Raw genomic sequence first — 21,606 nt, forward strand, 5'->3', positions numbered from 1 at the left:
AAAAGGTTCAGGGCTGCGGCGAACCTTCCGGCTTGAGGGACCGATTGTCGACGTAACGGACAGTGATCGGCCGCCCGACGATGGCGCTGCTGAACCCCTTGGTCAGCCTAAATGGCATGCAGCTATCAAGCGACGCGGTCATCGACTTGAAATAGATACCGCGCACCTCCTTCGAGAGACGGTCACCCGCATCTGTGACACGCGGCGGTCCGATCAGATTCCCATCCCGCTGAAGCGAAAATCTGACGGATATCTGCGCTCCTTCGCTAGCCTCACCCGGCGCAGGCGGCGTCCAGCAGGAACGAAGGGCCGAGAATAAATCATCGAGGCTGTTCAGATCGCGATCGGGTTTGATGTAGCTTGCGGCGTCCTTGTGGCCCGGCTTGGCGAAGACCGTGAGTTGCATCGGATCGCCGAGCAAATAGCCCGCTCGTGGAACACACGGGCCGTAGCGGATCGAATTGCAGAACGAGCGCCCTTCACGCAGTACACTCGGCTTCATGCCGCTCAAGGGGCGCGATATCTGCGAGGCGCCGCTGCGTTGGGTGTCCAAGGCAAAACCGGCCGTTTCCCAAAGAACGGCCGCTGCAATTACAGTTGCAACCCATGTCCATCGCGACATGCGCGCCTCAATGGAAAATGCGAGCCTACGCCTTCTTCTTCACATCCTTGATACTCGAGAACACAATGCCCTCGGCGCGTTCGCGGGTGTAGCCAAGATAGAATTCGTTCTTGGCCAAGAACACCGGATCGCCGTCAACGTCGTCGGCGACGCCGGAGTTATTTGCAGTAATGAAGGTCTCGAGCTTCTTTTTGTCCTCGGACGATATCCAGCGCGCGAGCTGGAATTCGCTGATCTCGAAATCCACCGGCAGCGAATATTCCGCGTCGAGGCGCGCTTTCAGCACGTCGAGCTGCAACATGCCGACCACGCCGACCAGTGCGGGCGCGCCATCGCGCGGACGGAATACCTGCACGACGCCCTCCTCCGACATCTGCTGCAACGCTTCCTTCAGCTTTTTGGCTTTCATCGCATCGGTCAGCCGCACGCGGCGCAGGATTTCCGGCGCGAATGACGGCACGCCGACAAATGTAATGTCCTCGCCCTCGGTCAGCGTATCTCCGATCCGCAGCGTACCATGGTTGGGAATGCCGACCACGTCGCCGGCGAACGCCTCGTCCGCGATGGCGCGATCCTGCGCGAAGAAGAACTGCGGCGACGACAGGCTCATGTTCTTGCCGGTGCGCACCAGCTTGGCCTTCATGCCGCGCGTCAGCTTGCCCGAGCACAGCCGCGCGAACGCGATGCGGTCACGATGGTTCGGGTCCATGTTCGCCTGAATTTTGAAAACGAAGGCCGACATGCGGGCCTCTTCTGCTTCGACCTTGCGCTTGTCGGCCTCCTGCGCACGCGGCGACGGCGCGAACTTGCCGAGACCTTCCAGGAGATCGCCCACTCCAAAATTCCGAAGCGCACTGCCGAAATAGACCGGCGTCATATGGCCTTCGCGGAACGACTGCAGGTCGAACGGCTTCGAGGCTTCCTTCACCAGTTCGAGTTCGTCGGCGATTTCGCCGGCATCGAGATTGGCGTTGCGGCCGGCCAAGTCGGAAATCTCGATCTTCTCGGCAGCGCCGGTCTTGGCGCCGCCGCCCTCGAGCAGACGGATGCCGCCGGTCGAGATGTCATAGGTGCCGATGAAGTCGCGGCCGCGGCCGACCGGCCAGGTCATCGGCGTCGTATCCAGCGCCAGCGTTTTCTCGATCTCGTCGAGAAGATCGAACGTGTCGCGGCTCTCGCGATCCATTTTGTTGACGAACGTGATGATCGGAATGTCGCGGAGCCGGCAAACCTCGATCAGCTTCAGCGTGCGCGCCTCGATGCCCTTCGCTGCGTCGATCACCATGACGGCGGAGTCGACGGCCGTCAGCGTGCGGTAGGTATCTTCCGAGAAGTCCTCGTGGCCCGGCGTATCGAGCAGATTGAAAACATGGCCCTGAAACTCGAAGGTCATCACGGACGTGACGACGGAGATGCCACGGTCGCGCTCGATCTTCATCCAGTCCGAGCGGGTGTTGCGCCGCTCGCCTTTGGCCTTGACCTGTCCCGCGAGATTGATAGCGCCGCCGAACAGCAGCAGCTTTTCGGTCAGCGTGGTCTTGCCGGCGTCAGGATGCGAAATGATCGCGAATGTGCGCCGGCGCGCCACTTCTTCGGCAAGCGGCGTCAGCGAGGCAGACTCGGCGGCAATGGCGGTGTCGGACATGATGCGAGCGTGTGGCAAAGAAACGCGGCAGGATCAAGGGTATTTGAAGTAGATGCACTTGCATCTTCTTTGCCGGTAAGCCATGTTGCGGCCGCGAGGACGACCTCGATTCACTCACATATCCGCAGGGACGGCCCTGTTATGGAGGTATTTCACCATGGCATGGACCATGCTGTTCGTTGCGGGTTTGCTGGAGATCGGCTGGGCCATCGGCCTGAAATACACCGACGGTTTCACCAAGCTCGTGCCCTCGGTGCTCACCATTGTCAGCATGATTGCCAGCGTGCTCCTGCTCGGCCTGTCGCTGAAGACACTGCCCGTCGGAACCGCCTATGCGGTCTGGACCGGCATCGGCTCGGTCGGAACTGCCATCCTCGGCATCTGGCTGCTGGGTGATCCCGCAACCACGATGCGCATCGCCTGCATCGGGCTGATCGTCGCCGGAATCGTCGGCCTCAAGGTCGTGGCCTGAGCGGATGATAAGCCGTCGCCCTTCGAGGCGCGCAAGAGCGCGCACCTCAGGGTGACGGCTTATCTCTTAGAATTGGGAAACGTCATCCTGAGGTGCGAGCAGCGCGTAGCGCGCGAGCCTCGAAGGATGACTTCACCAGTCCTACTTCCATCCCACCAGTGTCGTCGCGTAGTACGTCATCGCGGATACCAATGCCGCCGCCGGTATCGTGAAGATCCAGGCCCAGACGATGGAACTCGCCACGTTCCAGCGCACCGCCGACACACGCCGCGCCGCGCCGACGCCGACAATCGCGCCAGTGATGGTGTGGGTGGTCGAAACCGGAACGCCCAGGAACGTCGCGGCGAACAAGGTCGCCGCCCCGCCCGTCTCGGCGCAGAACCCCTGCATCGGCGTCAGCTTGGTGATGCGCAGGCCCATGGTCCGCACAATGCGCCAGCCGCCCATCAGCGTGCCGAGCGCCATCGCAGCCTGACACGCGATCACCACCCAGAACGGCACGCTGAACTCACCTCCGAGATAGCCCTGCGAGTACAGCAGCACCGCAATGATGCCCATGGTCTTCTGCGCATCGTTGCCGCCATGACCGAGCGAGTACAGCGAGGCGGACACGAACTGCAAGATACGGAACGCGCGATCGACCGCAAAAGGCGTCGAACGCACCGCGGCCCATGACACAATCGCCGTCAGCAACAGGGCGAGCAAAAATCCGACCAGCGGCGAGAGTACAATCGCAAGCAGCGTTTTTGACAAACCGCTCCAGACCATGACCGAAGTCCCGGCCTTCGCCATGCCAGCGCCGAGCAGTCCGCCGATCAGCGCATGCGAACTGCTGGACGGCATGCCGAGGCCCCACGTCACCAGATTCCACACGATGGCGCCGATCAGCGCGGCAAAGATCACATGTGCATCAATGACCTCGGGATGGATAATGCCGGTGCCGATGGTCTGCGCCACATGCAGGCCGAACACCGCGAACGCGATGAAGTTGAAGAATGCCGCCCATGCAACGGCGTATTGCGGCCGCAGCACGCGGGTCGAAACAATCGTGGCGATGGAGTTGGCGGCGTCGTGCAGACCGTTGAGAAAATCGAACAGCAGCGCGACGGCGATCAATCCGACCAGGATGGGGAAAGCAAGCGATGCATCCACGACGAGGTCCTGACCTTAAACTTGTTCGATCACGATGCTGTTGATCTCGTTGGCCACGTCGTCGAAGCGGTCGGCGACCTTTTCCAGATGCTTGTAGATTTCCGCCCCGACCACGAAGTCCATCGTGTTGCCGTCGCGGTGCTGGAGGAACAGTTCCTTGAGGCCGATATCGTTCAGATCGTCGACCCGGCCTTCAAGCCGCGTGATTTCCTCGGTCAAAGCGGTCAGCGTGGTGACGTTCGCTCCCATCGCCTGCATCAGCGGCACGGCCTTGCCGACGAGATTCGCGCACTGCACGAGGATGGCGCCGATCTCGCGCATCGGCGGCTCAAAGGTGCGGACCTCGAACAGCATCACCGCCTTGGCGGTCTGCTGCATCTGGTCGATGGCATCGTCCATCGCCGTGATCAGGTTCTTGATGTCGCCGCGATCGAAAGGGGTGATGAAGGTGCGGCGGACGGCGGTCAGGACTTCCCGCGTGATCTGGTCGGCGTCGTTCTCGAACTGGTTGACGCGCTGGCAGTAGACCGGGGTCTCCTCCCCGCCGCGCATCATTCCCTCCAGCGCCTCGGCGCCTTGCACGACGGCCTGGGAGTGCCGGGCAAACAGGTCGAAGAATCTCTCCTCCCGAGGGAGCAGCTTACGAAACCAGCCCAGCATTGATCTTTCTCCGGCACGACAGAACTTGTCACATATCTGTCATAAACCGTTTCGCAGACCAACAGGCGTCTGCCCGGCGTCTAAACGCCGGTCATCCACTGATTTATCGAAGCAAAAAGCCCCGAAAAATCGGACGTTTAGAGCGATCGCTTGAAATAGTGGGCGATTTCGCCGACGACGCCGCGGCGGAAGGTCAGCACGCAGATCACGAAGATCGCGCCCTGAATCACCGTGACCCACTGGCCGAACCCGGCCAGATACTGCTGCATGGCGATGATGACGAACGCGCCGACCACCGGCCCGAACACCGTGCCAAGGCCGCCGACCAGGGTCATCAGCACGACTTCGCCGGACATGGTCCAGTGCACGTCGGTCAGCGACGCGTTCTGCGCCACGAATACCTTCACCGCGCCGGCCAAACCCGCCAGCGTACCGGACAGGATGAACGCCAGCAGCTTGTACTGGTCGGTCTTGTAGCCCAGCGAGATCGCGCGCTGTTCGTTCTCGCGAATCGACTTGAGCACCTCGCCGAACGGCGAGTTGATGGCCCGGTAGATCACGAGGAAGCCGAGCAGGAAAATCGCCAGCACCACATAATAAAGCGTGGTCGGCTTGGACAGATCGAACACGCCGAACATCATGCCCTGCGGAATGCCCTGGATGCCGTCTTCGCCGTGGGTGAACGGAGTCTGCAGATAGATGAAGAACAGGAGCTGCGACAGCGCCAGCGTAATCATCGCAAAATAGATGCCCTGCCTGCGGATCGCGATCAGTCCTGTCACGACGCTGAGCGCCGCCGATGCCACCACACCGAGGATAATCCCGATCTCGGGCGAGACGCCCCACACCTTCAGCGCATGCGCGGTCACATAACCGGCTGTGCCGAGGAACATCGCGTGACCGAACGACAACAGCCCGCCGTAGCCGATCAGCAGGTTGAAGGCGCAGGCGAACAGCGCAAAGCACAGCGCCTGCATCACAAAATACGGATACAGCCCCGTCAGCGGCACAACGGCCAGCAGCAACGTCATGATGACGAATGCGATCATTTCGTCGCTGGTGCGGCCCTTCACGGGAACGGCGTTGTCTGTAATCGTTGTCATGTTAATTCGCCCGCCCCGTCAGTCCAGTCGGCTTCACGAGAAGCACCAGCACCATCAGCACGAAGACCACGGTGTTGGACGCCTCGGGATAGAAATACTTGGTCAGGCCTTCGATCACGCCGAGCGCGAAGCCGGTGATGATCGAGCCCATGATCGACCCCATGCCGCCGATCACCACCACGGCGAACACGACGATGATGAGATCCGCGCCCATCAGCGGACGCACCTGGTTGATTGGCGCAGAGAGCACGCCGGCCAGCGCGGCGAGACCGACGCCGAGACCGTAGGTCAGCGTGATCATGCGCGGCACGTTGATGCCGAAGGCGCGCACCAGCGTCGGATTCTCCGTCGCGGCGCGCAGATAGGCGCCAAGCCGGGTGCGCTCGATCAGATACCAGGTCGCAATACACACAACGAGCGAGAAGATGACGACCCAGCCGCGATAGATCGGCAGGTACATGAAGCCGAGATTGACACCGCCCTTGAGCAGGTCGGGAATGGCGTAAGGCAGTCCGGACGATCCGAAATAGTTCTGGAACACGCCCTGGATGATCAGCGCCAGGCCGAAGGTCAGCAGCAACCCGTACAGATGGTCGAGGCCTGTCAGCCATTGCAGCATCGTGCGCTCGAGCAGGATGCCGAACCCACCCACGATCACCGGCGCAAGGATCAGCGCCCACCAGTAACCGATCCCGAAAAGATTGAGGAGGAAGTACGCGACGAACGCACCCATCATGTACAGCGCGCCATGCGCGAAATTGATGATGTTGAGCATCCCGAAGATCACGGCCAGCCCGAGACTCAGCAGCGCGTAAAACGAGCCGTTGATCAGTCCAACCAGAAGCTGGGCGTAGAGAGCTTGCATCGTATCGGTTCTTTCGCGGTCAGATAGACAGTCTTGCGAGAGTATGCCCGGCGGCGCGTGGCCGCCGGGCGATCGCGATTACTTCTTCAGCAACGGGCAAGTGCTTTCCGAAAGCGGACGGAACGCCTGATCCGCCGGCGTGGTGCCGACCAGCTTGTAGTAGTCCCATGGGCCCTTCGATTCTGCCGGGGTCTTCACCTCGAAAAGATAGGCCGGATGAATCTTGCGGCCGTTCGGCTGGATCGAGCCCTTGCCGAACAGCGGATCGTCGGTCGGCAGTTCCTTCATCTTGGCGACGACCTTGACGCCGTCATGCGGATTGCCGCCCAGCGCTTCGAGTGCCTTGAAGTAATGGATGAGGCTTGAATACACGCCCGCCTGCACCATCGACGGCATGTTCTTGTTCTTCATGCGCTCCGAGAAGCGCTTCGAGAATGCACGGGTGCCGTCGTTCATGTCCCAGTAGAACGTCTCGGTGAAGTTCAGGCCCTGCGCCACCGGCAGTCCGAGCGAGTGCACATCGGGGATGAACATCAGAAGACCAGCCAGCTTCTGGCCGCCTTTGACGATGCCGAACTCAGCCGCCTGCTTGATCGAGTTCGTGGTGTCGCCGCCTGCGTTGGCGAGACCAATGATCTTGGCCTTCGACGCCTGCGCCTGCAGCAGGAACGACGAGAAGTCCGACGAATTCAGCGGATGCTTGACGCCGCCAAGGATCTTGCCGCCAGCCTTGGTCACAGCCGCGGTGGTGTCACGCTCGAGCGCCGCGCCGAAGGCATAGTCCGCGGTGAGGAAGAACCAGGTGTCGCCGCCTGCCTTTGCCAGCGCGGTGCCAGTGCTGTTGGCGAGCATGTAGGTATCGTAAGCCCAGTGAATCGTGTTCGGCGAGCACTGCGCGTTGGTCAGATCCGAGGTGCCCGCGCCGGAATCGAGCAGGATCGAATTCTTTTCCTTGACGACGTTGTTGACGGCGAGCGCGACACCGGAGTTCAGCACGTCGACGATCACGTCGACCTTCTCGACGTCGATCCACTGCCGGGCGGTGGTTGCGCCGACGTCTGGCTTGTTCTGGTGATCGGCGGCGATGACGTCGATCTTCCAGCCCTTGGCAACGAGGCCGGAATCTTCAACAGCCATCTGCGCAGCGAGGGTCGATCCGGCGCCGCCGAGATCGGAGTAAAGACCCGACATGTCGGTCAGGTTGCCGATCTTGATCGTCTTGTCCTGCGCGAGAGCGCCGCTTGCGGCACCGAGCACCAGCGCTGTGCTCAGCATGAGTGCCTTGACTGATGTTTTCACGTGTCCTCCAAGATTGTTCGTCATTTTTGAGTTGTACTTTTCGATCGAACGAACCGCAGTGCTATTTCTTCACAAGCGGGCAGTCACTTTCCGACAGAGGCCGGAACGCCTCTTCGGCAGGGATTGTCGTCACGAGCTTATAGTAGTCCCATGGCCCCTTTGACTCTTCGGGCTTCTTGACCTCGAAAAGATAGGCTGGGTGAATCTTGCGGCCATCCGCGCGGACCACCCCCTTGCCGAACAGTGGATCGTCCGTCGGCAATTCCTTCATCTTGGCGACAGCCTTTACTCCATCGTGCGGATTGCCGCCGAGCGCCTCCAGCGCCTTCAGATAATGCAGGGTAGAAGCATAGTCGCCTGCCTGCACCATTGAAGGCATCGCACCGTTCTTCATGCGCGCGGCGAAGCGCTTGCTGAAGTTGCGCGTACCGTCGTTGGTGTCCCAGTAGAAGCTTTCGGTAAGCTGCAGGCCGTTTGCGACCTTCAGACCGAGCGAATGCACGTCGGTGATGAACAGCAGCAGCGATGCCAGCTTCTGGCCACCCTGCACGATGCCGAATTCCGCCGCCTGCTTGACGGCGTTTGTCGTGTCGCCGCCGGCGTTGGCGAGGCCGATGATCTTGGCCTTCGACGATTGCGCCTGAAGCAGGAACGACGAGAAGTCCGACGAATTCAACGGATGCTTGACGCCGCCCAGTACCTTGCCGCCGTTCTTTTCAACGACCGCGCGGGTGTCGCCTTCCAGCGCAACGCCGAACGCATAATCCGCAGTGATAAAGAACCAGGTATCGCCGCCAGCCTTGGTCACCGCCTTGCCGGTGCCGTTGGCGACTTCATAAGTATCGTATGCCCAGTGAACGGTGTTCGGTGTGCACGACTTACCGGTCAGCGCGGACGTCGCGGCGCCTGAATTCAGGTGGACGCGATTTTTCTCGACGGCGATCGGATTGAGCGCGAGCGCGGTGCTGGACGCGACCACGTCGACATAAGCGTCAACGTTCTCCACGTCCGCCCACTGCCGTGCAATGGCTGCGGTCACATCCGGCTTGAGCTGGTGATCGGCACTGATGACATCGATTTTCCAGCCCTTCTCACGCAGCCCGGAATCCTCGACGGCCATCTGCGTGGCGAGGACGGCACCCGCACCGGAAATATCGGAATAAAGACCGCTCATGTCGGTCAGAACTCCGATCTTGACGTTCTTATCGAGCTTTTCTTGCGCTCCTGCCATTTCAGCGCCCGAGAGAACAAGCGCCGAACTCAACATCAGTGCGCTCAAACGTGATTTCATTATTATCTTCCTCCCGCCTTTCGGCGATTTAGACACCCAGATAGGTGTGCAGCTTGTCCATGTTGGCCTGGAGTTCGGAGTTGGCGAACGCGTCGATGATCTTGCCGTGCTCGACGATGTAGTAGCGATCGGCGACCGTCGAGGCGAAACGGAAGTTCTGTTCGACCAGAAGGATGGTGAACCCCTCCGCCTTCAGGCGTTTGATCATGTGCCCGATCTGCTGGATGATGACCGGAGCGAGGCCTTCGGTCGGCTCGTCCAGCATCAGGAACCGTGCGCCCGTGCGCAGGATGCGCGCGATCGCCAGCATCTGCTGCTCGCCGCCGGACAGTTTCGTACCCTGGCTGCCGAGACGTTCCTTGAGATTGGGGAACAGTTCGAAAATCTGATCGAGCGTCATGCCGCCGCTGCGGATGGTCGGCGGCAGCATCAGGTTTTCCTTGACGTCCAGGCTCGCGAAAATGCCGCGCTCCTCGGGACAGAACGCGACGCCAAGACGCGCGATCTTTTCGGACGGCAGCTTGATCAGTTCGGCGCCTTCGAACGCCACCGAGCCGGTGCGCTTGCCGATGATGCCCATGATCGACTTGAGCGTCGACGTCTTGCCTGCGCCGTTGCGGCCGAGCAGTGTCACCACCTCGCCCGAACGAACCTCGAAATTCATCCCGTGCAGGATGTGGGACTCGCCGTACCACGCTTCGAGATTCTTGACGGTGAGAACCGGGGAGCCCGCGGCGTTATTCATGGCCGGCTCCAAGATAGGCTTCCTTGACCTGCGGATGCTTGGTGAGTGTCGCGTAGTCGCCTTCCGCCAGCACCTTGCCGCGCGTCAGCACGGTGATCGTATCGGACAGGTGGGCGACGACATTCAGATTATGTTCGACCATCAGGATCGTATACTTCTGAGAGATGCGCTTGATCAGCGCGGCGACCTTGTCGATATCTTCATGGCCCATGCCGGCCATCGGCTCATCGAGCAGCATCATTTCCGGATCGAGCGCCAGCGTCGTTGCGATCTCCAGCGCCCGCTTGCGGCCATACGGCATTTCCACCGCCGGCGTATTGGCGAATTCGCTCAGGCCGACATCGTCGAGAAGTTCCCGCGCACGGCCATTGAAGCGATCAAGCACCGACTTCGAGCGCCAGAAGTCGAACGACTGACCATGCTGACGCTGCAAGGCGACCCGGACGTTCTCGAGGGCCGTGAGGTGCGGAAACACCGCCGAAATCTGGAAGGAACGGACAAGGCCCAGGCGTGCCACATCGGCGGGCGCCATTGCGGTGATGTCCTGCCCTTTATAGCGAATCTGGCCGCGCGTCGGTTTCAGGAACTTGGTCAGCAGATTGAAGCATGTCGTCTTCCCGGCCCCGTTCGGGCCGATCAGCGCATGAATGCTGCCGCGGCGAACCTTCAGATTGACGTCGCTCACGGCCACAAAGCCCGCGAACTCCTTGGTCAACCCGCTGGTTTCAAGGATGAACTCATCAGACAAGCAATTTCCCCCTGTCAGCCTTCACGCAGGCTTCCCGCGTGTGACCGTTTTGGTTGCAGCGCTCCTCGGCCGTTTCGCCGTCCCCGCACCGCACTCGGCCGGGAATATGCAGCGAATTGTAAGCGATGCGCAAGCTGCAATGCTGCCCAGCGAATACTGCGTAATCCGCAAAAAGTATAGCATCTGCCATCGTCTAGAGCCTGAAGTTCACCTTCCGTGCGCCCCTAAACACATCGTTAAGCCTAATATTCGCCCAACCCACCTCTTCACCAAATATTTCGACCGCAGGCCGATGATTGCTGGCAAGGACTTTCCCTCAATTCCATCGGGGGCCTTCGGCCATGGATTTCGAAAGTGCAGGTCCGGCTATCGTAAAGTCGATCAAGCAGCGCGAGCTGCTGAATTTCTGGCTGCGGCTTTACGCAAGGCACGAGCGCCTGCCGGCATTCGATGACTACCGCCCCGAACGTCTCGCCGATGAGAGCGAGGATCTGGTCTATATCGTGGTCGAAAGTTCGGGCGGCGACACTCTCCGGTTTTTCATTGAAAGCGACGGCGGCCGGATGTCGATTGCGTTCGGGACCGCCGGCAAGGGCCGCGACCTTGAGGAATATATGGGCGTCAAGCTCGCGCCGGTCGTGATGCCGATCTATCGGGAATGTGTCCGGCGGCAGCTTCCGATGTTCACGATTTCGCAGATCAACGATCTTTACGGCCGCAAGGTCGACTACGAGCGGCTGCTGATGCCGTTCTCGGACGGCGACGGCGTCAACCGGATCATCGCCTCGCTGAAGACAATTTCCGACGAGGGCGGCTTCGAGATCAGAAACCTGATGCGCGCAAACGACGTGCCGCCGAGCGACAAATTGCGCGCCGTCATCGACCGGGACCTGTTCCACAAGCTCCCCGGCCGGATCGCACCCGGCGACACCATCGAGTTCGTCTAGCGCGATCCTGACGAGGCATCCGCGATCATGCGCGGATGTGTTCCATCTCTTCGCCAAGTTCGATGGGATGCGCCATCGCTTCGTGCAGCTTGTCCTTGTCGAGTTCGCCTTCCCAGCGGCTGATGACCACCGTCGCGACACCGTTGCCGATCAGGTTGGTCAGCGCGCGGCACTCGCTCATGAACTTGTCGATGCCGACCAGGATCGCCAGCGATGCGATCGGAATATCCGGTACGATCGCAAGCGTGGCGGCCAGCGTAATGAAGCCTGCGCCCGTGACGCCCGATGCGCCTTTCGAGGTGACGATCGCGACACCGAGAATGCCGAGCTCCTGCCAGATCGTCAGGTGCGTGTTGGTCGCCTGCGCGAGGAACAGCGTCGCCAGCGTCATGTAGATATTGGTGCCGTCGAGATTGAAACTGTATCCGGTCGGGATCACGAGACCGACCACACCGCGCGACGCGCCGAGCCGCTCCATTTTCTTGATCATGTTGGGCAGCACTGTCTCCGATGAACTTGTGCCGAGCACGATGAGAAGCTCATCCTTGATGTAGGCGATGAAACGCAGGATGGAGAATCCCGAAAACCGCGCGATGCCGCCAAGCACAAACAGGACGAAAAGAACGCTCGTGAGATAGAAGGTACCGATCAGCGCCACCAGATTCCACAACGCGCCGAGCCCGTAGGCGCCCACGGTGAAGGCCATCGCACCGAACGCGCCGATCGGCGCCGCGCGGACGATAATACGGATGACGCCGAAGAAGACTTTCGCGGCCATGTCGATGGCATTGGCGATGGGCTCGCCTGCAGGCCCCATAAAGGCAATCGCGAAGCCCGACAGAATCGAAACCAGCAAAACCTGCAGCAGGTCGCCGTTTGCCAGAGCGCCGATGAAGCTGTTCGGAATGATCGCCATCAGGTGCGCGACGATGCCGTCTTCGCTTGCCTTGTGGACGTACGTGGCGACCGCTTTCGGATCGAGCGTCGCCGGATCGATGTTGAAGCCGCTGCCTGGCTGGATGATTTCGCCAACGAGCAGGCCGACGGCCAGAGCAATCGTTGATACGACCTCGAAATAAAGCAGCGCCTTGAGGCCCACGCGGCCAACGCGCTTGAGGTCACCCATCGAGGAGATGCCGTGCACCACCGTGCAGAAAATCACGGGCGCGATCATCATCTTGATCAGCGAAATAAAGCCGTCTCCGAGCGGCTTCAGCGCCTTGCCGGTGCCCGGATAAAAATGTCCCACCAGAACACCGAGGGCGATGGCGATCAGCACCTGGACATAGAGGATGGAATACCAGGGCGATTTTGTTGAGGCCGGTACTGATGGCGCGGCGGTGACTGTCATCGGAGAGATCCTGAGGGAGGGAAGCGAACGGTAAAATGGCACGTCCGGCGAACGTGCGCCAGAACGCCGCACCCCTCAAGGAAAATTCGCGGATCAACGATATTTTATGGGCTATTCGCGCCAAGCATGGGTCAAAGCCTTGACCACATCGGTGCCGGCTGCGCGCGGGCCTACTCGACCGCCGCCGCGTAGCTCTCCGGCTTGAAGCCGACCAGCAGCTTGCCGCCAACATCAAGAACAGGGCGCTTGATCATGGATGGCTGGGCGAGCATCAGCGCCATCGCTTTCTTCTCGGTCAGATCGGTCTTCTCGGCGTCTGGAAGTTTACGGAACGTGGTGCCGGCCCGGTTCAATAAGGTTTCCCAGCCGACGGCCTTGCTCCAGCGTGCAAGGCGGTCCTTGTCGATGCCTGCCGTCTTGTAATCATGAAAGGTGTAGTCGACGCCGTGCTCCTCCAGCCACGCGCGGGCTTTCTTCATCGTGTCGCAGTTCTTGATGCCGTAGATGGTCGTCGCCAACGTGCTCTCCCTTGCAAGGACCGCGATTTTATTGGCGCAGCGGCCAGCGCGCCACATGAACATGTCGTCTCGTGCGAACAAGATTGTGAATGAGCGTGAAACTATCGAAACGAAATGTCAGCGGAGCTGATCGGTCGCTCCGGCGCACGTCCCGGCGGTTACCACTTGACCGGAAACATCCAGGATCGTATTTAAGCAATAACTTAAATACGAGTTCGACCATGGCCGACGCCCTCGACATGACGTTCAAGGCGCTCGCCGATCCGACGCGGCGCGCGATCCTTGCTCGCCTCGCGCTGGGCGAAAGCTCCGTGCAGGAACTGGCAAAGCCGTTCGCCATGAGCCTCCCCGCCGTCTCCCAGCATCTGAAGGTTCTGGAAACCGCCGGCCTCGTCACACGCGGACGGGCGGCGCAATGGCGGCCATGCCGCCTTGAGCCAAAGGCGTTGAAGGAAGCGACCGAATGGCTCGATCAATACCGGCAGTTCTGGGAGGAGAGCTTCGGCAAGCTCGATCTGTATTTGAAAGACATCCAGGCAACGGAAACAGATACATGACGGCAACGACTCTCAAGGTCAGGGCGAGCTCACCGGCAGATCAGCCCACCATCACCATGGAACGCGAATTCGATGCTCCGCCGGACGTGCTGTTCCGCGCTTTCACCGAGGCCGAAGCGTTGAAAACATGGTACGGCCCCAACGGCTTCACCATCACGGTGCTCGCGATGGATTTTCGCGTCGGCGGCCTCTTCCGCTTCACGATGCACGGTCCGGACGGCACCGATTATCCGAACCGCATCGAGTATCGCGACATCAAGCCGGGAGAGCGCCTCGACTATCGCCACGGCTCGGACATCGACAACGATCCGAACGCATTCGAGGTCACGACCACCTTCAAGGCCCTTGGCCCAAAACGCACGCTGCTGACCAGGACGTCAGTCTTCCCGTCCATCGAGGCGCGCAACGCCGTCATGAAGTTCGGTGCGGTCGAACTCGGCATGCAGACGCTGGAGAAGCTGGCTGCGTATGTGAAGAAATAATCTGACATACACGGCAGAACGCCGCCGCCTTATGACAGGCAGCGGCGTTCGAAGAACTTCTCAGATACGAATTACTTCTCGACCTGAGACACGTCGCGAACGGCGCCGCGCGAAGCGTTGGTCGTCAGTGCCGCATAAGCGCGCAGCGCAGGCGACACCACACGGTTGCGGTCGACCGGCTTCCAGGCAGCGTTGCCCTTGGCTTCCATCGCCGCACGCCGCGCCGCCAGCACGGCGTCGTCCAGTTCGACGCTGATAATACGATTGGGAATATCGATCAGGATCGGATCGCCTGTTTCAACCAGTCCGATCAATCCGCCTTCCGCCGCTTCCGGCGAGACGTGGCCGATCGACAGACCCGAGCTTCCGCCCGAAAACCGGCCATCGGTCACCAGCGCGCAAACCTTACCGAGGCCCTTCGACTTCAGGTAGCTGGTCGGATACAGCATCTCCTGCATGCCCGGGCCGCCCTTCGGTCCTTCATAGCGCACCACAACGACTTCACCCGGCTTCACCCTGTTGCCGAGGATGCCGGACACCGCGTCGTCCTGGCTTTCAAAGACATGCGCCGTGCCGCGGAAGGTGAGGATCGATTCATCGACGCCTGCGGTTTTCACGATGCAGCCTTCCGGCGCGATGTTGCCGAACAGCACCGCAAGCCCGCCGTCCTTCGAGAACGGATGTTCGGCCGAACGGATCACGCCCTTCTCGCGATCGGTATCGAGTTCGTCCCAGCGTGCGGACTGGCTGAAAGCCACCTGCGTCGGCACGCCGCCGGGCGCGGCGCGGAAGAAGTTGCGGACGGACTCGCTGTTGGTGCGGCCGATGTCCCAGCGGTTGAGCGCATCGGCCATGGTCGGCGCGTGGACGGTCGGCAGGCTGGTATGGATCAGGTTGGCGCGCTCGAGTTCGCCGAGAATGGCCATCACGCCGCCGGCGCGATGGACGTCTTCCATGTGGACGTCGCTCTTCGCGGGCGCGACCTTGCAGAGGCACGGCACGCGACGCGACAGCCGGTCGATGTCGGCAATGGTGAAATCGACCTCGCCTTCCTGTGCCGCAGCCAGAAGGTGCAGCACGGTATTGGTCGAACCGCCCATCGCTATGTCGAGGCTCATGGCATTCTCGAACGCGGCGAAGTTGGCGATGTTACGCGGCAGCGCGCTCGCGTCATCCTGCTCGTACCAGCGGCGCGCGAGATCGACGATCACATGGCCCGCCTCGCGGAACAGCCGCTCGCGGTCGGCATGCGTCGCCAGCACGGAACCGTTGCCTGGCAGCGAGAGACCCAGCGCCTCGGTCAGACAGTTCATCGAGTTCGCTGTGAACATGCCCGAGCATGAGCCGCAGGTCGGACACGCCGAACGCTCGACCGCGGCAACTTCCGCGTCGGTGTAGCTGTCATCAGCGGCGACGATCATCGCATCGATCAGATCGACCGAGCGCTTGGTGCCTTTCACGACAACCTTGCCCGCTTCCATCGGACCGCCCGAAACAAAGACGGTCGGGATGTTGAGCCGCATCGCGGCCATCAGCATGCCGGGGGTGATCTTGTCGCAGTTGGAAATGCACACCAGCGCGTCGGCGCAATGCGCGTTGACCATGTATTCGACCGCGTCCGCAATCAGCTCGCGGCTCGGCAGCGAATAGAGCATGCCGCTGTGACCCATCGCGATGCCGTCATCGACGGCGATGGTGTTGAATTCCTTCGCGACGCCGCCGGCGGACTCGATTTCACCGGCGACGAGTTGCCCAAGATCCTTCAGATGCACGTGACCCGGCACGAACTGGGTGAAGCTGTTAGCGATGGCGATGATCGGCTTGCCGAAATCCGCATCCTTCATGCCTGTCGCGCGCCAGAGGCCGCGTGCGCCGGCCATGTTGCGGCCGTGGGTGGAGGTTCTGGAGCGGTATGCCGGCATGAGTATTCCCTCTTTAATTGGAACGGTTCCAATAAAGGGGTTATTTGCTGCTGTAAAATATATTATTAGGAGACTATTAGGTCGCTCAGAGTATTAAATGGACATCCGCCAGCTCAGGCATTTCGTGACCGTCGCCGACACCCTGCACTTCGGCCGGGCGGCCGAACGCCTCGGCATGACCCAGCCGCCGCTCAGCCAGTCCATCATGTTGCTCGAGCGCGAACTCGGCGCGCCGCTTTTCGTGCGCACCAAACGCAGCGTGGCGCTGACACCGTTCGGCGCCGAGTGGCTGCCGCGTGTCCGGGCTGCGCTGGACGGCGTGAATGCCCTGCCGGAGATCGCGCAGCAGTTGCGTGACGGCTCAGCCGGGCGCCTCGCGCTCTCGTTTGTCAGCACGGCGGATTACAGCATCCTGCCCCTGCTGGTGCGTCGTTACGCGTCGCTGTTTCCCAATGTGGAAATCTCGCTCACTGAGGCGACCAGCAACGTGCAGATCGCGAACCTGCTCGAAGGCCACGGCCACGTCGGTCTGGTGATCCCGCCGCCGAACGCGGCGCTACCCAGACAGCTCTCCTATCTGCCGCTCGTCACCGAACCTCTTGTCGCGGCGGTGCCGGAAAGCTGGCTTGCCGACGGCACGCTGTCGCTATCACCAGAGCGGCTCGCGCCGGAGTCTGTCGTGAGCGCACCGCTCATCATCTTTCCCCGGCAGAGCGCGCCAGCGTTCCATGATCTCGTGACCGGCTACTACACGGCCCATGGCGGACAGGCCCGTATCGCCCAGGAAGCGATCCAGATGCAGACCATCATCAGTCTCGTCTCGGCGGGCATGGGCATCGCGCTGGTGCCCGCCTCGCTGCGCAATCTGGCGCGCACCGGCGTTCGCTATGTCGATCTGGCGGGCGATGCGCCGATCCTCGAAACCGGCATTACATGGCGCACCGGAGACACTACGCCGACCATCGAACGGTTCATCAGCATCGCGCGGGAAATGGCGGGCGGCGGGTAATCTTCCACGCGAAATCACGCCGGTCAGCAACTTGGGATTGACGTCCGCCTCTTAATGCAATCTTCTTTCTGACGGCGACACCAGCAAGTCGCCGCAAGTTCGAGGTCTTTGCGTTGCGGGGGTTGCGCATGGGGCAGTTCGGATTTCAGCGCGCGCGGGCCGTGCTCGCGGCACTTGCATTGTATGCCGCGACAAGCCCGGGCGTAGCACAAACGCCGAATATCCGCATCGACGAAGCGTTGCAGAACATCACCTCGCTGGTCCGCGCAGGCCGTATAGGTTACGCAACGTTCTGGGACGGCAATAAATACATTCAATGCAGACGCATTTCGGATCGCAGCCTCCGCTGCGAAGCGGCGGGAACGTCGATGCAGCCTTCCCTGAAAAGCGTGCTGACCGGTGATCGTTTGACCCGGCTTTCAGCACTCGGCTGGACACTCGATCCTGGCTTCGGAAACTACGTGCAGATATTTCCCGCGGACACGCCGACGGACCGCGCAGCGGATCACGTTGTGCGGGCGCTGGTCGAAGCTTATGCCGCGAACGTCAATGACCTGGATGTGGCAACCAGTTGGGTTGCGGACACACCCTGCCCGCCCCGTAACGGCCCCTCGCAAAATCTCGCGGGGAGCGTGAACGACGCGCCGTCCATGCGCGCAACCGCGGTGCGGACATGCTTCTACACGCCACCGGCCGCGACGCCGCAAACGGCCAGTTCAGCGGCAGAGCTGGTCGCGATCTATGGCACGAGCACAACCGCCGAAATCCAGCGGCTCCGGATCAACGCCACGCGGCGTGTCTATACCGTGTTCGATGCAGGCATAGGCTACATCCAGTGCGCTCCGGAGGTCCCGCCTGTCGCGATCTACTGCGAAGCCCAGTCGGCGGAAAGCTGGGCGGCGCTGACAACTGTTCTCACGCCCGAGCGCATCGCGCGATTACACAACGCTGGATATGCCGATCCCGGCCGTGCTCCGAACTACTCTAAGAGCTATGCCCTCGACAAATACAAGGATGCCGCCATCGCCAGCGAGATATTGACCATCCTGCACGAAGCGTACGGCTACACGGGCGCGACCAAGCTCAAAACGACGACGGAGTAGAACGCGCGAACCTTTTCGGGATCAACGATGACTGGCGCCATGGGCTCGCCCGCTCTCCGCCGCTTATCGGCCCCTCATTCCCACTCTCTCATCAATCGCCCTTTCAAAATATTGAAACGGCGAATGTTTTCGCTGCCTTGATTCTTCAATACCGTCCCCCATACCGTCAGATTTTCTTCGCTGTTGAAGTTGCACGCGCATTTTTGGGCTTCGCAAAATCCGTCTATCGCTGTCTTTCGAGGATAGATACTTCGACGAGAAGTGTTCGAACGTGATCACGCTCGCAGATTCTGCGTACCGATAGATGTCGCTGGATAGCGTCAGCAAACAATCACATGTCCCCTGCGCGAACGTCGCTGGGAAGCTAACTATTCTACGGAGCAATCGCACCCTACCCGGGGGTCTAACTTGAACCTCCCTCGACTCGTGAAGACAAGTCACTGCAGTCCATGGATATTGAGACCACCTCCTTTATGACGGCCTCCAGACCAGTTTGACTCGCTGCTTTAGAATGCGAAATCACATAGCTACCTAATTTCTCATTCATTTGGGAATCTATTGCCCCCTTCGCGGTGAGAGGGTTGCGGTGATCCGCCTCATCCGCAACCCATTGCTTACGTCCAGAATATTCAATGCTGCGCGACAACGACGCGAAGCATTCTACTCGTTTAGACGTCACTGGAATTTCGGACCGCCGTGATAGCGCGGGCCGCTTCCGCCTGTACTGCCCCTCGGCGAAACCTGAAAACGCGGCGCCATTACTGAGGACGCGAACGCAGAACTCGGGTCGTTTTGCGGGGCGGTTACACCATATGTATATACAGTCCGCCTGGCCTCATTCGGCCAATAGCTCTTATCGCTGATTGTCGAGCCTGCGTGGGCTGCGGCTGATATCGCTACAAGCGGCAGCATGAGCGAAATCGTGAGAAAGCTTTTCTTTAACATGGTCCGGCTCCTTGTCATTGAGAAGCGCGTCACGTGCGCTTCTACAAATGAGTTCGAAGCAAATCACCGGCCGGTTACAACCTCACGCTGACGTGAAAACAACCTGCACGATCCGCTACCACCGCAACAACCGCGGTCCGAATATTGCGCCTGCGAAGGTGCACAGCGCAATCGTGCCTCCGTACCAGACTGCAACAAACGGCAATGAATCGTCGGCGCAATGAAGGGAATAAGCCATCGCACTCACACCGCCAGAAATGAGACCGGCGAAAGCTCCCGTGCGAACGAGGTCCGTTGGGGCAGATTTTCGCAGGGCCCAGATGGCAATGGCGAAGGGCACGATCGCGATGACCGGAATGGAGAGAAGACACTCAAGCCACTCATCTCCCACGATCATCTTGTCCCAGTGCGATCTGGGCGCGAACCCAAGGCTGATTGCTGCAAGCAGCACAATCGCGGCGAACGGCATAGTAACCAAAAAAGACGAGGTTCGGCGCTCCCCTCCGGGGCGTGCCAGCTTTGTAAGATAGACCGATGCCACGCCTACGACCCCAACCGTGAACGCGAGCTTCAGCAACAAGAACGTGAAGGCGCGGACCGTCATCAGATCTGGCCGGATACCCAGCCCGATCAGCATGAACGCAAACGCCAACACTGAAGCAGCAGCAACGGCGATGCAAACCGTTCGACCGACCAGCCGACGGTCAACCGGCTCAACGTTCGTACTCAGCATCTCAACCAAATCATCTGTCTTCATGTTCTGACTTCCCGGGCAATCAAGGCAGCCAGCGCCTTGAGCCCACGGTGAATGTTCACTTTTACGGCCGATTCCGAGATACCGCACCGGTCTGCAGCTTCAGCGATACTCCGTCCGTCCAGTTTCACCGCCTCGATGGAACATCGCATTTTTTCCGGCAACCGTTGCATCAGCCGCTTAAGGTCGAGACTACTTTCGGCGCTGAGATTGTCATCGTGCGCCATTATGGTATCGGCCTCGTCGATAGGTACATCGGCAAGTGATGCGCGAGTCCGACGTAAGAAATCGATCAGCTTGTAGCGTGCAATGGCGTGCACCCAGGGCGTCAAAGGCTCGGCGGGATCATAGGTATGCCGCTTGAAATGGATCGCCAATACCGCCTCTTGGACCAAATCTTCCGCCTCTGCTGCGCCCCTCCCAATTCTCACAAGCTTGCCCTTGTAGTACGCGCGCAGACGGCGGCTCAATCGCTCGAGCAGCGCGCGATGCGAGGCCGCGTCGCCATCCAGGCTGGCAAGCATCAGTGTCTTGAGTTCGATTTCGTGGGTCGTCATACTTGCATTATCTCTATGAGTTCGCTGATCCAGCCGGTTTGGTTACAGTCGACAGCGCCCTGGATCGAAAAATCGTTGACCCAGTTTCCCACCGTCGTGGGTTGATGGGCTTGGCGCCGATCAACAATGCGATGAGATGGCTCCGCTGATCTCTTCGGGTACTGCGAAGATCACGTCGGCCCGGTCTCCCATCATGCCTGCCGATACGATCGCCGGAGCACCTTTCTGTGGCCCATCTTCACCTACGTCAGTCTTGAACCTCAGATTTCGCTCCCAGAAATCCCGCGTTTTCCCGTCTGCGGTCGTCACCCGGTAGGTATCCCGGCAATGCGTGATCGTCTGGACCCGTTCATCAGGCTCAAGCTTTTTGAGATTTGGCACCGCGCCGCCACCCATCATGCCCATCATCCCGCCCATTTGATTGCCGCGTTGCACGACCGATGGCGGAGCGTGACCGGGCTGGGTCGCCTCCTTGAGAAACGCCAAAAGATCGCCGCGCCGTCCCGCGTCCTTTACGCCGGGGAACGGCATCGTGTTGCCAGGAATGAGGTGTTGCGGATCCCGAAGCCACTCGTTGAGCGTGGTGTCGTCCCAGGTAATTCCCGACGACTTCAGGGCCTGTGAGTACCGGCTGAAGCTCGGTAGCGTACCAGCTTTTCGGTTCCACAGATCGGCGAGACTTGGTCCCGTCATGTTTCGATCAGATTCCAGCGAGTGGCATGGCGCGCAGACCTGGAAATCGCGCTGGCCTCGAGCTGCATCGCCCTGCTGTGCAAATGCAGGCGGCAAGAATACGATTGTCGCAAGCACCGTCATGATGGACCTGTCCATGGCTGACCCTTCCTTATTGCCAGAGCGG

Annotated in this window: 22 protein-coding genes; 6 read left to right on the forward strand and 16 right to left on the reverse strand. The window is 60.4% G+C overall.

The window, feature by feature from the left end; genetic code table 11:
* Nucleotides 1-7: 7 nt before the first annotated feature.
* Nucleotides 8-553, reverse strand: coding sequence for a hypothetical protein (locus ACP7AL_RS22405; protein WP_425994417.1), 546 nt, complete (start codon nt 551-553; stop codon nt 8-10).
* 94 nt (nt 554-647) lie between these two features.
* On the reverse strand, nt 648-2,267 hold the full coding sequence (locus tag ACP7AL_RS22410) for a peptide chain release factor 3 (protein WP_024920064.1): 1,620 nt from the start codon (nt 2,265-2,267) through the stop codon (nt 648-650).
* Between the two features lie 157 nt (nt 2,268-2,424).
* Here ACP7AL_RS22410 and sugE point away from each other — a divergent pair, with 157 nt between their 5' ends.
* Entirely contained in the window at nt 2,425-2,739 is a 315-nt protein-coding gene (gene sugE / locus ACP7AL_RS22415) for a quaternary ammonium compound efflux SMR transporter SugE (protein ID WP_425994419.1), read from the forward strand.
* 141 nt (nt 2,740-2,880) lie between these two features.
* Here sugE and ACP7AL_RS22420 read toward each other — a convergent pair whose 3' ends face one another.
* The 8 genes from ACP7AL_RS22420 to ACP7AL_RS22455 all read right to left on the reverse strand — a co-directional run bounded on the left by ACP7AL_RS22420 (nt 2,881) and on the right by ACP7AL_RS22455 (nt 10,602).
* Complete coding sequence (locus tag ACP7AL_RS22420; protein WP_425994421.1) at nt 2,881-3,891, reverse strand: anion permease; 1,011 nt, start codon at nt 3,889-3,891, stop codon at nt 2,881-2,883.
* Nucleotides 3,892-3,906: 15 nt separating this feature from the next.
* Complete coding sequence (locus ACP7AL_RS22425; RefSeq protein ID WP_006020233.1) at nt 3,907-4,551, reverse strand: DUF47 domain-containing protein; 645 nt, start codon at nt 4,549-4,551, stop codon at nt 3,907-3,909.
* 137 nt (nt 4,552-4,688) lie between these two features.
* Nucleotides 4,689-5,654: a branched-chain amino acid ABC transporter permease gene (locus tag ACP7AL_RS22430; RefSeq protein ID WP_024920065.1), complete on the reverse strand. Its 966-nt coding sequence runs from the start codon at nt 5,652-5,654 to the stop codon at nt 4,689-4,691.
* 1 nt (nt 5,655) lies between these two features.
* A complete protein-coding gene (locus tag ACP7AL_RS22435; RefSeq protein WP_006020231.1) occupies nt 5,656-6,519 on the reverse strand; it encodes a branched-chain amino acid ABC transporter permease in 864 nt (287 codons plus the stop codon).
* Between the two features lie 78 nt (nt 6,520-6,597).
* Nucleotides 6,598-7,794, reverse strand: coding sequence for an ABC transporter substrate-binding protein (locus tag ACP7AL_RS22440; RefSeq protein ID WP_425994481.1), 1,197 nt, complete (start codon nt 7,792-7,794; stop codon nt 6,598-6,600).
* Nucleotides 7,795-7,879: 85 nt separating this feature from the next.
* Complete coding sequence (locus ACP7AL_RS22445) at nt 7,880-9,109, reverse strand: ABC transporter substrate-binding protein (protein WP_425994424.1); 1,230 nt, start codon at nt 9,107-9,109, stop codon at nt 7,880-7,882.
* 28 nt (nt 9,110-9,137) lie between these two features.
* Complete coding sequence (locus ACP7AL_RS22450) at nt 9,138-9,854, reverse strand: ABC transporter ATP-binding protein (RefSeq protein WP_425994426.1); 717 nt, start codon at nt 9,852-9,854, stop codon at nt 9,138-9,140.
* Nucleotides 9,847-10,602 (reverse strand): ABC transporter ATP-binding protein, encoded by a 756-nt coding sequence (locus tag ACP7AL_RS22455; RefSeq protein ID WP_006020227.1) that lies wholly within the window; start codon nt 10,600-10,602, stop codon nt 9,847-9,849. The genes ACP7AL_RS22450 and ACP7AL_RS22455 overlap by 8 nt, the downstream gene beginning before the upstream one ends.
* A gap of 341 nt (nt 10,603-10,943) precedes the next feature.
* On the opposite strand from ACP7AL_RS22455, the gene ACP7AL_RS22460 reads away from it, so the two are divergent.
* Entirely contained in the window at nt 10,944-11,549 is a 606-nt protein-coding gene (locus ACP7AL_RS22460) for a PAS domain-containing protein (RefSeq protein ID WP_425994428.1), read from the forward strand.
* 25 nt (nt 11,550-11,574) lie between these two features.
* Here ACP7AL_RS22460 and ACP7AL_RS22465 read toward each other — a convergent pair whose 3' ends face one another.
* Both ACP7AL_RS22465 and ACP7AL_RS22470 read right to left on the reverse strand, forming a co-directional pair.
* Nucleotides 11,575-12,900 carry a dicarboxylate/amino acid:cation symporter gene (locus tag ACP7AL_RS22465; protein ID WP_006020225.1) on the reverse strand — a complete coding sequence of 442 codons (1,326 nt, stop codon included), beginning with the start codon at nt 12,898-12,900 and terminating at the stop codon, nt 11,575-11,577.
* Nucleotides 12,901-13,070: 170 nt separating this feature from the next.
* Entirely contained in the window at nt 13,071-13,418 is a 348-nt protein-coding gene (locus ACP7AL_RS22470) for an ArsC family reductase (RefSeq protein WP_425994430.1), read from the reverse strand.
* A 221-nt stretch (nt 13,419-13,639) separates the two neighbouring features.
* On the opposite strand from ACP7AL_RS22470, the gene ACP7AL_RS22475 reads away from it, so the two are divergent.
* Together ACP7AL_RS22475 and ACP7AL_RS22480 are read left to right on the forward strand one after the other, a co-directional pair.
* Nucleotides 13,640-13,975: an ArsR/SmtB family transcription factor gene (locus ACP7AL_RS22475; protein ID WP_425994432.1), complete on the forward strand. Its 336-nt coding sequence runs from the start codon at nt 13,640-13,642 to the stop codon at nt 13,973-13,975.
* Entirely contained in the window at nt 13,972-14,457 is a 486-nt protein-coding gene (locus tag ACP7AL_RS22480) for an SRPBCC family protein (protein ID WP_006020221.1), read from the forward strand. Before ACP7AL_RS22475 ends, ACP7AL_RS22480 begins: the two co-directional genes overlap by 4 nt.
* Before the next feature lie 71 nt (nt 14,458-14,528).
* Here the strand turns inward: ACP7AL_RS22480 and ilvD are convergent, their stop codons facing one another.
* Nucleotides 14,529-16,379 carry a dihydroxy-acid dehydratase gene (ilvD, locus tag ACP7AL_RS22485; RefSeq protein ID WP_425994434.1) on the reverse strand — a complete coding sequence of 617 codons (1,851 nt, stop codon included), beginning with the start codon at nt 16,377-16,379 and terminating at the stop codon, nt 14,529-14,531.
* Nucleotides 16,380-16,476: 97 nt separating this feature from the next.
* Here ilvD and ACP7AL_RS22490 point away from each other — a divergent pair, with 97 nt between their 5' ends.
* Nucleotides 16,477-17,388, forward strand: coding sequence for a LysR substrate-binding domain-containing protein (locus ACP7AL_RS22490; RefSeq protein WP_425994436.1), 912 nt, complete (start codon nt 16,477-16,479; stop codon nt 17,386-17,388).
* A 128-nt stretch (nt 17,389-17,516) separates the two neighbouring features.
* A complete protein-coding gene (locus tag ACP7AL_RS22495; RefSeq protein ID WP_425994438.1) occupies nt 17,517-18,491 on the forward strand; it encodes a TY-Chap domain-containing protein in 975 nt (324 codons plus the stop codon).
* A 1,060-nt stretch (nt 18,492-19,551) separates the two neighbouring features.
* Here ACP7AL_RS22495 and ACP7AL_RS22500 read toward each other — a convergent pair.
* From ACP7AL_RS22500 to ACP7AL_RS22510, 3 genes are all read right to left on the reverse strand, one after another.
* Nucleotides 19,552-20,193: an NrsF family protein gene (locus ACP7AL_RS22500; RefSeq protein WP_024920070.1), complete on the reverse strand. Its 642-nt coding sequence runs from the start codon at nt 20,191-20,193 to the stop codon at nt 19,552-19,554.
* Nucleotides 20,190-20,747, reverse strand: a complete 558-nt coding sequence (locus ACP7AL_RS22505) for a sigma-70 family RNA polymerase sigma factor (protein ID WP_024920071.1) — start codon at nt 20,745-20,747, stop codon at nt 20,190-20,192. Before ACP7AL_RS22505 ends, ACP7AL_RS22500 begins: the two co-directional genes overlap by 4 nt.
* A 120-nt stretch (nt 20,748-20,867) precedes the next feature.
* A complete protein-coding gene (locus ACP7AL_RS22510; protein ID WP_024920072.1) occupies nt 20,868-21,578 on the reverse strand; it encodes a c-type cytochrome in 711 nt (236 codons plus the stop codon).
* Nucleotides 21,579-21,606: the final 28 nt, after the last annotated feature.

The sequence above is a fragment of the Afipia sp. DC4300-2b1 genome (genome assembly GCF_049895725.1).
GTDB classification, from domain to species: Bacteria; Pseudomonadota; Alphaproteobacteria; order Rhizobiales; family Xanthobacteraceae; genus Afipia; species Afipia broomeae.

What these genes read in the sequence shown, in the direction of transcription:
- ACP7AL_RS22410 (WP_024920064.1), bottom strand. Translation starts at nt 2,267, where the DNA reads ATGTCCGACACCGCCATTGCCGCCGAGTCTGCCTCGCTGACGCCGCTT.
- sugE (WP_425994419.1), top strand. Translation starts at nt 2,425, where the DNA reads ATGGCATGGACCATGCTGTTCGTTGCGGGTTTGCTGGAGATCGGCTGG.
- ACP7AL_RS22425 (WP_006020233.1), bottom strand. Translation starts at nt 4,551, where the DNA reads ATGCTGGGCTGGTTTCGTAAGCTGCTCCCTCGGGAGGAGAGATTCTTC.
- ACP7AL_RS22430 (WP_024920065.1), bottom strand. Translation starts at nt 5,654, where the DNA reads ATGACAACGATTACAGACAACGCCGTTCCCGTGAAGGGCCGCACCAGC.
- ACP7AL_RS22435 (WP_006020231.1), bottom strand. Translation starts at nt 6,519, where the DNA reads ATGCAAGCTCTCTACGCCCAGCTTCTGGTTGGACTGATCAACGGCTCG.
- ACP7AL_RS22440 (WP_425994481.1), bottom strand. Translation starts at nt 7,794, where the DNA reads ATGCTGAGCACAGCGCTGGTGCTCGGTGCCGCAAGCGGCGCTCTCGCG.
- ACP7AL_RS22445 (WP_425994424.1), bottom strand. Translation starts at nt 9,109, where the DNA reads ATGAAATCACGTTTGAGCGCACTGATGTTGAGTTCGGCGCTTGTTCTC.
- ACP7AL_RS22450 (WP_425994426.1), bottom strand. Translation starts at nt 9,854, where the DNA reads ATGAATAACGCCGCGGGCTCCCCGGTTCTCACCGTCAAGAATCTCGAA.
- ACP7AL_RS22460 (WP_425994428.1), top strand. Translation starts at nt 10,944, where the DNA reads ATGGATTTCGAAAGTGCAGGTCCGGCTATCGTAAAGTCGATCAAGCAG.
- ACP7AL_RS22465 (WP_006020225.1), bottom strand. Translation starts at nt 12,900, where the DNA reads ATGACAGTCACCGCCGCGCCATCAGTACCGGCCTCAACAAAATCGCCC.
- ACP7AL_RS22475 (WP_425994432.1), top strand. Translation starts at nt 13,640, where the DNA reads ATGGCCGACGCCCTCGACATGACGTTCAAGGCGCTCGCCGATCCGACG.
- ACP7AL_RS22480 (WP_006020221.1), top strand. Translation starts at nt 13,972, where the DNA reads ATGACGGCAACGACTCTCAAGGTCAGGGCGAGCTCACCGGCAGATCAG.
- ilvD (WP_425994434.1), bottom strand. Translation starts at nt 16,379, where the DNA reads ATGCCGGCATACCGCTCCAGAACCTCCACCCACGGCCGCAACATGGCC.
- ACP7AL_RS22490 (WP_425994436.1), top strand. Translation starts at nt 16,477, where the DNA reads ATGGACATCCGCCAGCTCAGGCATTTCGTGACCGTCGCCGACACCCTG.
- ACP7AL_RS22495 (WP_425994438.1), top strand. Translation starts at nt 17,517, where the DNA reads ATGGGGCAGTTCGGATTTCAGCGCGCGCGGGCCGTGCTCGCGGCACTT.
- ACP7AL_RS22500 (WP_024920070.1), bottom strand. Translation starts at nt 20,193, where the DNA reads ATGAAGACAGATGATTTGGTTGAGATGCTGAGTACGAACGTTGAGCCG.
- ACP7AL_RS22505 (WP_024920071.1), bottom strand. Translation starts at nt 20,747, where the DNA reads ATGACGACCCACGAAATCGAACTCAAGACACTGATGCTTGCCAGCCTG.
- ACP7AL_RS22510 (WP_024920072.1), bottom strand. Translation starts at nt 21,578, where the DNA reads ATGGACAGGTCCATCATGACGGTGCTTGCGACAATCGTATTCTTGCCG.